General features: G+C 71.5%; 14 protein-coding genes. 7 read left to right on the top strand and 7 right to left on the bottom strand.

Translation table 11 applies throughout. The features are described from left to right. From deoC to ACPL7H_RS11235, 4 genes are all read right to left on the bottom strand, one after another. Entirely contained in the window at positions 1 to 1017 is a 1017-nt protein-coding gene (gene deoC / locus ACPL7H_RS11250; RefSeq protein WP_424787490.1) for a deoxyribose-phosphate aldolase, read from the bottom strand. A 9-nt stretch (positions 1018 to 1026) separates the two neighbouring features. Continuing rightward, a complete protein-coding gene (locus ACPL7H_RS11245; RefSeq protein ID WP_424797006.1) occupies positions 1027 to 1812 on the bottom strand; it encodes a class I SAM-dependent methyltransferase in 786 nt (261 codons plus the stop codon). Between the two features lie 94 nt (positions 1813 to 1906). Beyond that, positions 1907 to 3622: a phospho-sugar mutase gene (locus tag ACPL7H_RS11240; protein WP_424797137.1), complete on the bottom strand. Its 1716-nt coding sequence runs from the start codon at positions 3620 to 3622 to the stop codon at positions 1907 to 1909. 125 nt (positions 3623 to 3747) lie between these two features. Next, positions 3748 to 4578 (bottom strand): purine-nucleoside phosphorylase, encoded by an 831-nt coding sequence (locus tag ACPL7H_RS11235; protein WP_424797005.1) that lies wholly within the window; start codon positions 4576 to 4578, stop codon positions 3748 to 3750. Positions 4579 to 4652: 74 nt separating this feature from the next. Here ACPL7H_RS11235 and ACPL7H_RS11230 point away from each other — a divergent pair, with 74 nt between their 5' ends. The 5 genes from ACPL7H_RS11230 to ACPL7H_RS11210 all read left to right on the top strand — a co-directional run bounded on the left by ACPL7H_RS11230 (position 4653) and on the right by ACPL7H_RS11210 (position 10139). Beyond that, the gene (locus tag ACPL7H_RS11230) at positions 4653 to 6113 is read left to right on the top strand and encodes an NAD(P)H-quinone dehydrogenase (RefSeq protein WP_424787493.1); all 1461 of its coding nucleotides are present in this window, start codon (positions 4653 to 4655) and stop codon (positions 6111 to 6113) included. A gap of 77 nt (positions 6114 to 6190) precedes the next feature. Continuing rightward, positions 6191 to 7354 carry a succinyl-diaminopimelate desuccinylase gene (dapE, locus tag ACPL7H_RS11225; protein ID WP_424797004.1) on the top strand — a complete coding sequence of 388 codons (1164 nt, stop codon included), beginning with the start codon at positions 6191 to 6193 and terminating at the stop codon, positions 7352 to 7354. Between the two features lie 16 nt (positions 7355 to 7370). After that, a complete protein-coding gene (locus tag ACPL7H_RS11220; RefSeq protein ID WP_424787495.1) occupies positions 7371 to 8180 on the top strand; it encodes a TIGR00730 family Rossman fold protein in 810 nt (269 codons plus the stop codon). Between the two features lie 246 nt (positions 8181 to 8426). After that, a complete protein-coding gene (locus ACPL7H_RS11215) occupies positions 8427 to 8594 on the top strand; it encodes a DUF3117 domain-containing protein (RefSeq protein WP_424787496.1) in 168 nt (55 codons plus the stop codon). A 3-nt stretch (positions 8595 to 8597) separates the two neighbouring features. Next, positions 8598 to 10139: a leucyl aminopeptidase family protein gene (locus tag ACPL7H_RS11210; RefSeq protein WP_424797003.1), complete on the top strand. Its 1542-nt coding sequence runs from the start codon at positions 8598 to 8600 to the stop codon at positions 10137 to 10139. A gap of 4 nt (positions 10140 to 10143) precedes the next feature. Here the strand turns inward: ACPL7H_RS11210 and ACPL7H_RS11205 are convergent, their stop codons facing one another. The 3 genes from ACPL7H_RS11205 to ACPL7H_RS11195 all read right to left on the bottom strand — a co-directional run bounded on the left by ACPL7H_RS11205 (position 10144) and on the right by ACPL7H_RS11195 (position 12088). Further along, entirely contained in the window at positions 10144 to 10893 is a 750-nt protein-coding gene (locus ACPL7H_RS11205; protein ID WP_424797002.1) for an alpha/beta fold hydrolase, read from the bottom strand. An 81-nt stretch (positions 10894 to 10974) separates the two neighbouring features. Beyond that, positions 10975 to 11307: a hypothetical protein gene (locus tag ACPL7H_RS11200; RefSeq protein ID WP_424797001.1), complete on the bottom strand. Its 333-nt coding sequence runs from the start codon at positions 11305 to 11307 to the stop codon at positions 10975 to 10977. A 148-nt stretch (positions 11308 to 11455) separates the two neighbouring features. Continuing rightward, complete coding sequence (locus ACPL7H_RS11195; protein WP_424787596.1) at positions 11456 to 12088, bottom strand: O-methyltransferase; 633 nt, start codon at positions 12086 to 12088, stop codon at positions 11456 to 11458. A 139-nt stretch (positions 12089 to 12227) separates the two neighbouring features. On the opposite strand from ACPL7H_RS11195, the gene ACPL7H_RS11190 reads away from it, so the two are divergent. Both ACPL7H_RS11190 and ACPL7H_RS11185 read left to right on the top strand, forming a co-directional pair. After that, positions 12228 to 13718, top strand: a complete 1491-nt coding sequence (locus ACPL7H_RS11190) for a trypsin-like peptidase domain-containing protein (protein ID WP_424797000.1) — start codon at positions 12228 to 12230, stop codon at positions 13716 to 13718. Between the two features lie 32 nt (positions 13719 to 13750). Then, positions 13751 to 14467, top strand: a complete 717-nt coding sequence (locus tag ACPL7H_RS11185; protein WP_424796999.1) for a twin-arginine translocase TatA/TatE family subunit — start codon at positions 13751 to 13753, stop codon at positions 14465 to 14467.

Genomic DNA, 14467 nt, shown 5'->3' with positions numbered 1-14467 from the left:
TCAGTCGATCGTCACGTAGTCGGGGCCGGAGTAGGCGCCGGTGGCGAGTTTCTTGCGCTGCAACAACATGTCGTTGAGGAGGCTGGAGGCGCCGAAGCGGAACAGGTCGGGGGTGAGCCAGTCGTTCCCGGCCACCTCGTTCACGGCCACCAGGTACCTGATCGCATCCTTGGAGGTACGGATCCCGCCGGCGGGTTTGACGCCGACGCGGGTGCCGGTGGCGGCGTGGAAGTCCCGGACCGCCTCCAGCATCACCACGGTGACCGGCAGCGTGGCGGCCGGGGACACCTTCCCGGTGGAGGTCTTGATGAAGTCGGCGCCGGCGAGCATGGCCAGCCAGGAGGCACGCCGGACGTTGTCGTAGGTCGCCAGTTCCCCGGTCTCCAGGATGACCTTCAGGTGCGCCGGGACCTCGGTGTTCTGGCATTCCTGGCGCACCGCGACGATGTCCTGGTACACCTTCAGGTAGTCCCCGGACAGGAAGGCGCCGCGGTCGATCACCATGTCCACCTCCTGCGCACCCGCGCCGACCGCCTCGCGGGTGTCGGCCAGGCGGATCGCCCGACTGGCCCGGCCGGCGGGGAACGCGGTGGCTACCGAGGCCACATTGATCCCGGCGTCCCCGATCGCCTCCAACGCCAGGGGCACCAGGTCGGAGTAGACGCACACCGCGGCCGGGCGGGGGCAGGTGGGATCGTCGGGGTCGGGCAGTTTGGCCTTGGCGACCAGAGAGCGGATCTTGCCGGGGGTGTCGGCGCCTTCCAGGGTGGTCAGGTCGATCATGGAGATGACCGTGTCGATCGCCCAGGCCTTCGCGGTGGTCTTGATGGAGCGGGTACCCAGCATCGCCGCCCGGGAATCGGCCCCCACCTGGTCCACACCCGGCAGGCCGTGCAGGTAGCGGCGCAGCGCCGTGTTGGTCACCGACTCCGCTCCGGTGATCACGCGCGCCTGGGTGGCCACCTCCCCGGCGCTGCGGGCCGAGGAGGAGGTCGCCGTCGTCGCCGTTGAGGTCATGCGCCCATCCTAGGTCCCCGCCGGCGCTTCTGCGGGCGGGCGCTGGGCCAGCAGGCTGTAGGAGTTCGGTAGCCGGCCGTCCCACGCCGCGGCCTCGGTCCCCTCCGGCTGCCAGAACGGTTCGGGGTGCTCGGCCAGGTGGGCGAGGGTGAAACCGGCGCCCAACACCGCCATCACCACCTCCGAGAGCCGGTGCTGGTGCTCCACGGCACCCCGTGCGGGGAAGGTGTCGTTGATGTGACTGCCGGCGAAGTAGGACCGATCCGGCCGGGCCCTGGCCTCGTCGGTGTCCCAGGCCCACAACGGCACCAACGGGTGGGCCTCGAAGACGAAGAGGTGCCCACCGGGGCGCAGCAGCCGGGCCATCTCCCGGGCCCAGCCATGGATGTCGGCCAACCAGATCAGTGCGCCCTTGCCGGTGTAGACCAGGTCCGCGCACCCGCTCAGCAGTGGTACATCCGGGACGCTGCCGGTGACGTAGTGGCACGGCAGGCCCAGCTCGGCGGCGCGCCGGTGCGCCGAGACCGCCACCCGGTGGGTGTAGTCCACTCCGATCACCCTGCTCGCACCCAGGCGCACCAGGGCGGCGTCGTCCACCCCGTGCCCGCTCTGTGGGTGCACCACCAGCTGGTCGGGTCTGCCCAGGATCGGCGCCAGGATCTCGACCTCGGCCGCGGCCAACTCGGTGGTCCGTGCCAGGTCGAGGAACTCGGTGTAGGCGCGGGTGTACTTGCGCGAGGCCAGGTCCCAGGCCCGCCGCGTCTCGTGCTCGCCTGCGTCCGGGTGATCGGTCATCACCGGAACGCTAGCGGGACCGGGACACATCCGGCCACGGTGTACGCCAGTTCTGAGCTGCGCCGGTGCCGCGCCGCTGCGGTCACCGGGCCGTTCAGGCGCGGAGCCGGGAACCGATGTCGGCGGACAGTGCCGCGAGCCGATCGGCGGCCCGGTGTCGCACCCGGGTGAGGTCCTGGTCGTCCAGCGGCAGGACGACCTCCAGGTAGCACTTGAGCTTCGGCTCGGTTCCGCTGGGACGCACGATCACGCGATCGCCGGCCTCAGTGAGGTACATCAGCGCGTCGGTGGGCGGGAGGTCCCCGCCGGCGTTCAGATCACGGACCTGCACCACCGCGGAACCACCCAGATGGGTCGGGGGGTCGGCGCGCAGGCTCGCCAATATCGCGCTGATCAGGGCCAGGTCCGCCACCCGCACCGACAGCGGCGCGGTGGCGTGCAGACCGTGGCGCCGGGCCAGCTCATCGAGTGAGTCCATGAGCGTGGCACCGGCGTCCTTGGCGCGTGCGGCCAGGGCCGCCAGGTGCAGCGCCGCGGTGATGCCGTCCTTGTCCCGCACCCCCTGGGGGTCCACGCAGTACCCGATCGCCTCCTCGTACCCGAACACCAGGTCCGGCACCCGGGAGATCCACTTGAACCCGGTCAGGGTGGCCCGGTACGGCAGGCCGTGGGAGTGGGCGATCGCGGCCAGCAACCGGGAGGAGACCACCGAGGAGGCCAACACCGCGGTGTCCGCACCCGGCCCGGCTGTGGCGGTGGCGGCGGCCTGCTCCCCGAGCAGGGCGCCGGCCTCGTCGCCGCTCAACTGGCGCCAGCCGCCCTCCGCGCCGACGCCCGGCACCGCGACGGAGCAGCGGTCGGCGTCGGGGTCGTTGGCGATGATCAGGTCGGCACCCACGTCCTCGGCGGTCTCGATCGCCAGGTCCAGTGCGCCGGGCTCCTCCGGGTTGGGGAAGTCCACCGTGGGGAAGTCCGGGTCCGGCTGGCCCTGCCGGGCGACGACCGTGACGTCGGTGAAACCGGCCCGCTCGAGTACCTCCAGTGCCAGGGGCACCCCGACGCCGTGCAAGGGAGTGAGCACGATCCTGAGGTCCCGCGGGCCCGGCGGCACGGTGGTCAGCGCCCGTTCGACGTAGGCCCGGGCCACCTCCGGGCCCAGGTGTTCGATCGACCCCCGGGCGGACGCGGCCGGGTCGCGGTGCCGCGGCACCTGCGCCACCGACTCCACGGCAGCGATGTGGGCTGCGATCCGGGCGTCGGCGGGGGGAACGATCTGTACCCCGGTGCCGGAGTCATCGGTGAGCCGTCCGCCCAGGTAGACCTTGTACCCGTTGTCCCGGGGTGGGTTGTGCGAGGCGGTCACCATCACGCCGGCGTCGGCACCCAGGTGGCGGACCGCGAAGGCCAGCAACGGGGTGGGCACCGGTCCGGGTAGAACCAGGGCGTGCCCGCCCGCACCGGCGACGACGGCGGCGGTCTCGGAAGCGAAGATCTCGGAACGGTGCCTGGCGTCGTAACCGACCACCACCTTGGGCAGGTGGGGCACGCGCTCGTTCAGATACGTCATCACCCCGGCCGCGGCTCGGATCACCACCGCCCGGTTCATCCGGTTCGGGCCCGCGCCCAGTTCCCCCCGCAACCCGGCCGTGCCGAACTGCAGCGAGCCCGCGAAGGCTTCGCGCAACGTCTGCAGCGCCCGCAGCGCACCGGACCGGTCGGCGCCGGTCACCTGGGTCAGGAGTTCGCGCAGTTCCCTGGCGTCGCCCGGGTCGGGATCATCGGCGATCCATTCCCGGACACGCGCGAGCAGGTCCTCGCTGACCTGCTCGGCCCCGCCGACTGCGCCGACCTGCTCCTCCTCGCCGGCGGTCGCCGCAGCGGGCACCCCGGTGCTAGGCGCGCCCGCGGGTCCGGGGTGGGCGGCGTCGTCGGCGGTCACGACAGGATGGTACGCACGATCGCACTGAGCAGTGCGCTGATCCGGGGGCCGGCCTCCCGGCCGGCCTCGATCACCTCGGCGTGCGAGAGCGGCTCGGGTGAGATCCCGGCGGCCAGGTTCGTCACCAGGGACAGGCCGAGCACGTCCATACCGGCCTCCCGGGCCGCGATCGCCTCCAAGGCGGTGGACATGCCCACCAGATCAGCGCCCATCCGTTTGGCCATCTGCACCTCGGCGGGCGTCTCGTAGTGCGGGCCGCGGAACTGGGCGTAGACCCCCTCGGGCAGCTCCGGGTCCACCGAATGGGCGATCGCACGCAACCTTGGTGAGTACAGATCGGTCAGGTCCACGAACGTGGCGCCCTCCAGGGGAGAGGCAGCGGTCAAGTTCAGGTGGTCGCTGATCAGCACCGCCGTGCCGGGAGCCCACTCCCGGTGCAGCCCGCCACACCCGTTGGTCAGCACCACGGTGGACGCCCCGGCGGCGGCGGCGGTGCGCACCGGGTGGGCCACTGCCCGCACCCCCCTGCCCTCGTAGAAGTGCGTGCGGGCCCCCAGCACCAGTGCGTGCCTGGTGCCGGTCCCGGTATCCATGGCCACCGCCTGCAGCGTCCCGCGGTGCCCCGGCACGCCGGAGGGAGCGAATCCGGGCACGTCGGCTGCCGGGACGGCGGCGACGGTGCGTCCGATCAAGTCGGCTGCCTCGCCCCAACCCGAACCGAGCACCAGGGCGATGTCGAAGGAGTCCACCCCCGCCGCCTCGGTGAGCACCCGGGCGGCCGCGGCCGCGGTCCGGGCGGGGTCGGCGTCGTCGTCATGTGTGTGCACAGCACGAACCTACTGGATCGGTGCCGGCCGCACGGGGTCCGGCGCCACTTGCCCGGGCCCGGTGACAAGGCACAATGGCACGCGTGACCTCCGAGATCCCGCCACCGGCCGAACCCCCCAGCGGCGTCCGACGTTCCACCACCCGGGAGGGGAGCCGGGTGGTGATCATCGGGGGCGGGCCCGGTGGCTACGAGGCAGCGCTGGTGGCCGCCCAGCTCGGGGCGGGGGTGACCCTCATCGAGCGCCAGGGCCTGGGTGGCTCGGCCGTGCTCACCGACGTGGTGCCGTCGAAGACGCTGATCGCCACCGCCGAGTGGATGACGCTGACCGAGAGTTCGCGGGAACTGGGCATCAAACCCACCGGGGGCCACGACGGGTCCCTGGAGGTGGACCTGAACCGGGTGAACCAGCGGGTGCTGCGGCTGGCCGGCGCCCAGAGCCGTGATATCCGGGCCCGTCTGCAACGGGAGGGGATCACCCTGGTCGACGGCACCGGACGACTGGACGGGCCCGGGGCCGTGATCGCCGAGACCGACCAGGGGCGACGCCGTTTCGCGGCCGATGTGATCCTGCTGGCCACCGGGGCCCGCCCGCGAGTGCTTCCCACCGCGGAGCCGGACGGGGAGCGCATCCTGACCTGGACCCAGATGTACGAGGCCGCCGACGACCTGGAGAAGCTCATCGTGGTGGGCTCGGGGGTCACCGGGGCGGAGTTCGCCGGTGCCTACAACGCGCTCGGGGTGCCGGTGGTGCTGGTCTCCAGCCGCGACCGGGTGCTGCCGGGGGAGGACGCCGATGCCGCCGAACTGATCGAGACGGTGTTCCGGCGCCGTGGTATGGACGTGATGTCCCGCTCCCGTGCCGCCGCGGTGCACCGGACGGGCGACGGGGTGGACGTAGAACTGACCGACGGCCAGGTGGTCACCGGATCGCACTGCCTGCTCGCGGTGGGCGGGGTGCCCAACAGCGAGGACCTGGGGCTGGCGCAGGCCGGGGTGGCCACCACCGAGTCCGGGCACATCGAGGTGGACCGGGTCTCCCGCACCACGGTGCGCGGGGTCTACGCCGCCGGTGACGTGACCGGGGTGCTGCCGCTGGCCTCGGTGGCGGCGATGCAGGGCCGGATCGCGATGTGGCACTCCCTGGGCGATGCGGTGTCGCCGCTGGATCTGCAGATGGTCTCGGCGAACATCTTCACCGCCCCGGAGATCGCTACGGTCGGGATCCCCGAGCGCGCGATCACCGAGCGGGAGGTCAACGGCAAGATCACCATGCTGCCCCTGGCCGGGAACCCGCGCGCGAAGATGCTGGGCATCACCGAGGGCTTCATCAAGGTCTTCTCCCACCGTTCCTCGGGCCTGGTGCTCGGCGGCGTGGTGGTGGCTCCGCGGGCCAGTGAACTGATCTTCCCGCTCACGCTGGCGATCAGTAACCGCCTCACAGTGGATGAGGTGTCGGCGGCGTTCACCGTCTATCCCTCGCTGTCCGGGTCCATCGCCGAAGCCGCACGGTTGCTGCACGCAACCGAGACCTGATCCCTCCCGACACCGGGTGGTCCGCCTCCCGACGTCGTGCGGCCGCCTTTCCGGGTACGGCGATTATGCTCGGCGGAATGACTCCGTCGCCCACCCCGCCCATCGACCCGGCAGCACCGGCGGGGCAGGACCAGCCCCAGGAACTCCCGGACCTGGTGACCACCGATGTCGTCGATCTGACCCAGTTGCTCTGCGACATCCCCTCGGTCTCCGGTTCCGAGGCGCCGCTGGCCGACGCCGTCGAGGCGGCCCTGGGCCGGTACGCGCACCTGCACGTGCTGCGCTCGGGGAACACCGTGTTGGCGCGCACCGAGCTGGGCCGGGCCGAACGTGTGGTGGTCGCCGGGCATCTGGACACCGTGCCGATCGCGGCCAACCTGCCCACCCGGCGCGAGCGGGGGTCCGGCGGCGCTGAGGTGCTGCGGGGCCGGGGCACGGTGGATATGAAGGGGGGCGTCGCGGTGGCGCTGCACCTGGCCGCCGCGCTGACCGAGCCCGTGCGCGATGTGACGTGGGTGTTCTACGACAACGAGGAGGTGGCCGCGGACCTCAACGGGTTGAACAGGGTGGTGGCCGAGCACCCGGACTGGTTGGCCGCCGACTTCGCCGTGCTGGGCGAACCCACCGCCGCCGGAATCGAGGCCGGCTGCAACGGTTCGCTGCACGTGCAGGTACGGACCAGGGGGCGCGCGGCCCACTCCGCGAGGGCGTGGATGGGGCACAACGCGATCCACGAGGCCGCGCAGGTGCTGACCCGCCTGGCCTCCTATGAACCCGAGCACGTCGAGGTCGATGGGCTCACCTACATCGAGGGCCTGAACGCGGTGGCCATCACCGGGGGGATAGCCGGGAACGTGATCCCCGATGAGTGCACCGTCGCGGTGAACTACAGGTTCGCCCCCGCCCGCACCCAGGCGGAGGCGCTGGCCCACGTCCGGGAGGTCTTCGACGGGTTGGAGGTGGACCCCACCGACTCCTCCCCGGGGGCCCGGCCCGGGCTGTCCCAGCCGGTCGCCGCGGAGTTCGTGGCGGCGGTGACCGCCCAGACCGGGGGGAGCGTGCGGGCCAAACAAGGCTGGACCGATGTGGCGCGGTTCACCGCGCTGGGCGTTCCGGCGGTGAATTTCGGGCCCGGCGATCCGCTGTTGGCCCATGCCGATGACGAGGCGGTGCCCACCGAGCAGATCCGAGTGTGCACGCGAGCGCTCCGGTCGTGGTTGAGTTACACCGGAACGACATGAGAGGAGGGCCGGAACAATGACAGCCGAATCGAAGAAGCGGCGGAATTACCTCAAGGGCCCGATCCGGCTGCGGGGTCGCCACATTCCGGAGAAGACCACCGATGAGCGGCTCCTGGAATGGAGCGGCCGGGACGCCGAATGGGTGCACACCGACCCCTGGCGGGTGATGCGGATCCAGGCCGAGTTCGTCGAGGGGTTCGGGGCACTGGCCAACCTCGGCCCGGCGATCAGCGTGTTCGGGTCTGCCCGTTTCGACGCCGACCATCCGTATTACGAGCTCGGGGTGCAGGTCGCCGAGGAACTGGTCAAGGCCGGATTCGGGGTGATCACCGGAGGCGGGCCGGGGGTGATGGAGGCGGCGAACATGGGCGCTCAGAACGCCGAGGGCACCTCGGTCGGGCTGGGCATCGAACTCCCCTTCGAACAAGGCATGAACGAGTACGTGGACCTGGGCGTGAACTTCCGCTACTTCTTCGCCCGCAAGACCATGTTCGTCAAGTACGCCCAGGGCTTCATCGTGCTGCCCGGTGGGTACGGCACCCTGGATGAACTGTTCGAGGCACTCACCCTGGTCCAGACCGGCAAGGTCAAGCGCTTCCCGTTGGTGCTGATCGGCACGGAGTTCTGGTCCGGGCTGCTGGACTGGTTGCGGGAGGTGCTGGTGAAGGAGGGCACTATCGCCGCTGCGGACGTGGATCTGGTCCAGGTCACCGACGACCCGGCCGAGGCGGTGCACATGGTGATCGAGGCAAACCATCACCGTCGTCGCGCCGAGGCCAAGGCGCAGCGGGAGGCCGGCTCCGAGGCCGCGGGCCGGCCGGAGTAGCGGAGCGCGCGATGGGCTGGGTCACCGGCATGACGGGACTGTTCCTGCTGGTCATCGCGGTAGTCGTGGTGATGGCCTGGGCGGTTTCGAGCGGGCGGGTGTCCGTGGCCTGGCAGGATCCGTATCCGCACCGGGCACCCCGCGAGAGCCTCCGGTGGCATAGAATGGAGGTCACACGATTCCGGACCGGACCGGTGCAGACCGCTTCCGGTTCGACTTCATTCAACCCACATAGGGAGCACGCCCATGGCCGCCATGAAGCCCAGGACCGGTGACGGACCGCTCGAGGTCACCAAGGAGGGTCGCGGGATCATCATGCGGGTACCGCTCGAAGGAGGCGGCCGGTTGGTCGTGGAACTCAAGCCGGACGAGGCTTCGGACCTGTCGAACGCACTGAGCGCGGTCACGAACTGACCGGTGCGTAGGACGTCTGCCCCGCACATCGCGCTGCAGACCGGGCCGCTGGATGCCGCCCGGCTGCGCGAGTTCGGAACCGAGGCGCTGCTGGCGGTGCTGATCCGCGCCGACGGCGACGCGGTCGCCCCCGTGGGCTCCACCGGGGACCACGGCATCGACCTGGGCGCCCTCGCGGTGCGCGCGGGCGCCGGCGCGAGCGCCGGTTCGGCGACCACCGTGACCCTGCCCGCCCTGGTCTCGGGTTCAGCTCCCTGGGCGGGAATGCCGGACCGGTTGGTCCTGGCCGGCGTCGGTGACGAGGGGACGACGGCGATGCGCCGGGCAGGTGCGGCCCTGGCCCGGGCAGCGGTGCAGGCCGAGCACCTGTTGGTGGACCTGAGCGGACTGGACGAGTCCACCGCGCCGGCGCTGCGCGCTCTCATCGAGGGGCTCCTGCTGGGCTCCTACCGGGCCCCGTTCACCGGTGCCGGGCCGGGCCCCGAGGCGCCGTGCCCGCTGATCACCCTGACCGGCCCGGTCAGCGCCGACGATCTGGACCGCGCCCGTACCAGCGCGGAGGCCACCGTACTGGCGCGCACCCTGGCTGCCACGCCGTCGAACATCAAGACACCCGCTTGGGTTGCCGAGCAGGCACGGGAGGCAGCCGAGGGGGTGGCCGGGGTCAAGGTGACCGAACACGACGAGAAGTGGCTTGCCGCCCAGGGGTTGGAGGGAATCCTCGCGGTGGGTGCGGCTGCGGCGGGCCCCCCGCGCCTGGTGACGGTGACCTACACCCCGCCCCGGCGAGCCCGGGCCGAGGGCGGTGCCCAGGACCCGATCGTGCTGGTCGGCAAGGGCATCACCTACGACACCGGTGGGCTCTCGATCAAGCCGCGCGAGGCGATGGTGCCGATGAAGACGGACATGTCCGGCGCCGCGGTGGTCCTGGCCGTCGTGCTCGGCGCAGCCCGGGCGCAGGTCCCGGTGCCGGTGGTGGCGGTGCTACCACTTGCGGAGAACGCCGTCGGTGCGCGGTCCTACCGGCCCGGTGACGTGCTCACCATGGTCGATGGCACCACGGTGGAGATCGCCAACACCGACGCGGAGGGCCGCCTGGTGTTGGCCGATGCGATGGCGTGGGCGCGGTCGGAGTACCACCCGCGGGCGCTGGTCGATGTGGCCACGCTGACCGGGGCGGCCACCCTGGGCCTGGGCAAGAAGCACGCGGCGCTGTTCAGCACCGATGCGGACCTGACCCGTGCACTGACCGCTGCCGGTGAGGTGACCGGGGAGGCGCTCTGGGCGATGCCGCTGGTACCCGAGTACCGATCCGCGCTGGACTCGCCGGTGGCGGACCTGTGCCACGTCAACACCGACCCGCACACCTCGGCAGGGGCGATCACGGCGGCGCTGTTCCTGCAGCACTTCGCCGGTGACACCCCGTGGGCGCACCTGGACATCGCCGGCCCGGGCCGGTCACCGAAGAACGAGCACGAGATCGCCGAAGGGCCCACCGGCTACAGCGCCCGGGCACTGCTGCACTGGCTGATCGAACGCGACTGAGTCGCTACCGCGCTGATGCGCTGCGCCACAACGCCAGCAGCGCATCGTTGATCGGGGCTCCGGTGAACTGGACCTCGTGGCCGGCTCCTTCGATGACCGAACGCGAGGCACCGATCTTCTCGGCGAGGTCGTCGCAGATCTCTTCGAAGCCTGGGTGATGACCGCCCGAGACCACCAGGCTGGGGTACGGGGCGGAGGACAACTCCGCGATCGGCAATTCGGCATCGGTCGGTCGCCTGGCGTTCCGCAGCAAGGGCACCAGGGGTAGTGCGGCGTCGAGGAGCCCGGGCGGCAACTCCTCCGGCCGGCTCCCCACGGACTCCAGGAACCGCACCAGCCAGGTACGGTCCGGGAGGTCCAGGTCGAGGATCTCCACACTCTTCGCCACCAGGTGCCGAGCCGCCGGCCGGTCCTGGCCCAGGGTGAACGCCGGAGGTTCCAGCAGCGCCAGGGAGCGGGTCTGACCGGGCCGCAGCGCGGCCGCGAACATCGCTGCGAGACCTCCGTAGGAGTGACCCACCAGGTGGGCACCGGTGTCCATCAACGCGGCGATGTCCTGCGCGTCGCGCAGGAAGTCCTCCCCTTCGGCGCCGGGACTGCGCCCGTATCCGCGCCGGTCCACCACGAGTAGCCGGAAGCCCTCCTCGGCGAGGGGCTGCTGGGCTTCCCACTCCTCGCGACCGGTGGCCAGGGACCCGTGGACGAAGATGACGTGCTCACCGCTGCCCGCGGCGTCGACGAACAACTCGCTCATGCCGATCCCTCCATCGGGTGCCCGCGCCGTGCACGCCTACGGTAACGCCGAACCTTCGATCTGTGAACGGCTGGGCGTGCACTACGTGCGCGCGCGGATCCCGAAGGTCAGCGGGATGGCCGCCACCGTGCACAGGAGCAGGGCGAACGTCCAGTTGCCGGTGAACCAGCCGGCGAGCAGCGATCCGCCCAGGTAGGCCGCGGCCAGGATGAACTGGGTGCCGGGTCGGGTGCCGGCCGGCACCGGTTCCTTGGCCACCACCCACAACAACAGGCCGCAGATCGCCGCCCCCACCATCGCCACCGGGATCACCAGAGCCCACGGCTGCTCCAGCAGGGCCAGGACGATCGCGGCGACCAGGCCGACGGCCCCGCCGATCCCGGCGGTGGCGCCGGCGCGCGGCAGCCGGCTCACCGGCGACCGGCCCGATGGGAAGGCCGTGATGAACTCGGTGCGGTCGGGGCGGCCTGCGTGGCCTGTGCGAGCCCTGTCGGTCCCGGTCACATCGATCACCCTCCCCTGACCCCCACCGTACACATCGGTGGTGCCGGTCGAGCAGACGTCAGCGCTTGACGGCGGCCAGGAGGCCCTCCCCGCTGGGTAACAGAGCGGGGAGCAACCGTTCGTCATCACGGACGGACTTGCCCAGCTCCCGCATCGCCACGGTGGCCTCGTCCCGGCGTGCCGGGTCGGCGACCCGGTCGTACCAGAGCGCCCCGGTGATGGCCAGCACCCCACCGGAGCGCAGCATCCGGATGGCCTGCTCGGCGTAGTCGGACGCCTCGGAGGGTTCTCCGTCGATGAAGACCAGGTCGTAGGCGCCATCGGCCAACCGGGGCAGCACGTCCAGGCCCCGCCCGGAGATCGCCCGGGTGCGGGTGGCGCCGACCCCGGCCGCGGCGAAGGCCTCCTTCGCGGCGCGCTGATGCTCCATCTCCACGTCGATCGTGGTGAGCACGCCACCAGGCCGCATCCCCTCCAGCAACCACAGGCCGGAAACACCTGTCCCGGTGCCCACCTCGGCCACGGCGTGGGCGTCGGCGGCCGCAGCCAGCAGACGCAGCGCCGCACCCACACCGGGCGGGACGGGCTGGATACCGAACTCCTCCGCGCGGTCCCGGGCCTGGCGCACCGGCTCGGATTCAGTGATGAACTCCTCGGTGTAGGCCCAACTCTGGGCCTTGTCGGCAGCGATGATGAGCCTCCCGGATCGGTGTAGCGGTGCTCGTGATGGTATCGCTGCACCGCCCGGAAGGTCGCGGCGCCCCGACCCGATCTGATGGGAATCTCACCTGAAGAGGTGCTTCGTAGCCAAGATCGTAGAGAATGGGCCCATGACCCCACAGGACCGCGAGCCGTACCCCGGGTCGGAACCGGGCCGGCGAACCTCCGACGCCGTGCACGGCACAGCCGACCCGGGATCGGATGCCACAAGGGCTGAGGACACGGCTGCCGCACCCGGCCACGGGTGGGCCACGCCGTCCGGGCGGCCCGACAGCAGCGGCACCGCTCGGCCCGATGCCGACGCACCGGAAGCCGGCTCCCAGCAGCGGCTATCGGACTCCCGCGGCCCGGCACCTGAGGCCACGCGGCCGGGAACCAACCCGGAGCAGCGGGTGGGTGGGCCACCGCAGCCAGGAGGCGGCCCGGCCGAGCAGAGCGCCCCCCTGGCGTCCTACCCGGGCCCCCGGGCCACCCACGCCGCCGATCCTGGCCGCAGGCGGCGCGGCGTGGCCGGTGGGATCGTCGCCGTCCTGATGATCATGGCCCTGCTGGTGGGCCTGTTACTGGGCCTGCTGGGAGCGCAGTACCTACCGGCGGTACCCACCGGCTCATCCGCACCGGGTTCCACACCCTCCGATCCCGCAACCGGGCAGGGTACCTCGGCTCCGGCGCTCACCGACGCCTCCGTGGCAGACATCGCGGACGCGGTGCTACCGAGCACAGTGTTCATCCAGGTTCGCGCTAATGGTGAGGGTTTCACCGGCAGCGGCTTCGTCTTCAACGATCAGGGGCATATCGTCACGAACGAGCACGTCATCGCCGCGGCCCAGGAGGATCCGGAGGCACAGGTCGCGGTGATCTTCTCCGACGGCGCCGAGGAAGCGGCGGAGATCGTCGGGGCCACCTCCGACTACGACCTGGCGGTCCTGTCCGTCGAGCGCACCGACCTGGCCCCGGTCCCGCTCGGGGACTCCGACGCGCTGCGAGTGGGTGATCCGGTGGTGGCCATCGGCGCACCGCTGGGCCTGGAGGGCACCGTGACCACCGGGATCGTCAGCGCCCAGAACCGCCCGGTGCGGGTGGGTGCCGGTGGCGGTACCTTCATCAATGCCATCCAGACCGACGCGGCGATCAACCCGGGGAACTCCGGTGGGCCGCTGGTGGACGCCAGCGGGGCGGTGATCGGGGTGAACACCGCCATCGCCGCACAGCCCGGCCAGGGCGGCAGCATCGGGCTCGGTTTCGCGATCCCGAGTTCGCAGGTGGCGCGCACCGCGCAGCAGATCATCGAGACCGGGGAGGCAAGTTACCCGGTCATCGGAGCCACGCTGGATCCCACCTATGCCGGTGAGGGGGTGCGGGTGCACACCGAGACCACCGAGGGACAGGAACCGATCACCCCCGGCGGTCCGGCCGAAGCGGCCGGGTTGGCACCGGGGGATGTGATCGTGGCCCTGAACGGGAACCCGGTCACCAGCGCGGAGGAGTTGATCGTGCGCATCCGCGCCCACGCCCCCGGCGAGGTGATCACGTTGACCATCCGCGAGGACGGCGCCGAACGCGAGCTCGAAGTCACCCTCGGCGAGCAGCCGAGCGACTGACGCCCGCTCCCCGCCGGGATAGGATTGGGTGCATGAACATCAATGGTGAGGAACTGCTCCTCCTCATCATCATCGCCGTGATCGTGATCGGCCCGGAACGGCTGCCCATGTACGCCGAGCAACTCGGCCAGTTGGCACGGAACCTGAAGAAGATGGCCACCGGCGCCACCGAACGGGTCAAGGAGGAGCTCGGCGAGGAGGCCGCGGACCTGGACCTGTCCCAGTTGGATCCGCGCAAATATGATCCCCGCCGAATCGTGCGGGAGGCGTTGTCCGATGACATCCTGCCGACCACCCGCCCGGCCCGCGCCGCCAGGTCCACCACCCGGTCCGCCTCCACCGTGCGTAAGCCGAGTGAGAGCAGCCGGATCGCGCGCGAGAACGCAGCCCGCCGCCGCGCCGAGGTACAGGCGAGGAAGGAAGCCGCCGCTGCCGAGGCGGCCGCGGCCCAGGCCGCCGGCGCCGACTCGGCCACCGCCGATGACGCCGTCGGTCCGGACCAGGCCGCTGGTGACGACGCGCAGGCACCGGTGACGACGGCGTCGACCACCGCCGCCGAGACCGTTGCTACCGCCGAGTCGGACGCAGCGGGCGCGCGGAAGGCCGGTCCGGGTGCCGGTACGCCGGCCGTGGCGGGATCTGCTGCCGCCCGGACTGAGCAGGAAACCGGCGCGCGGACTGAGGCGAACGAAGCCGGCGCGCAGGAACTGGTCGCCGTCGGCGCCCCGTTCGACGACGAGGCCACCTAG

The sequence above is a fragment of the Pseudactinotalea sp. Z1732 genome (genome assembly GCF_049724975.1).
In the GTDB taxonomy this organism is placed as follows: domain Bacteria; phylum Actinomycetota; class Actinomycetes; order Actinomycetales; family Beutenbergiaceae; genus CALKWS01.
Note: the sequence above shows the minus strand (reverse complement) of the source record. Positions and strands in the feature narration are given on the sequence as shown.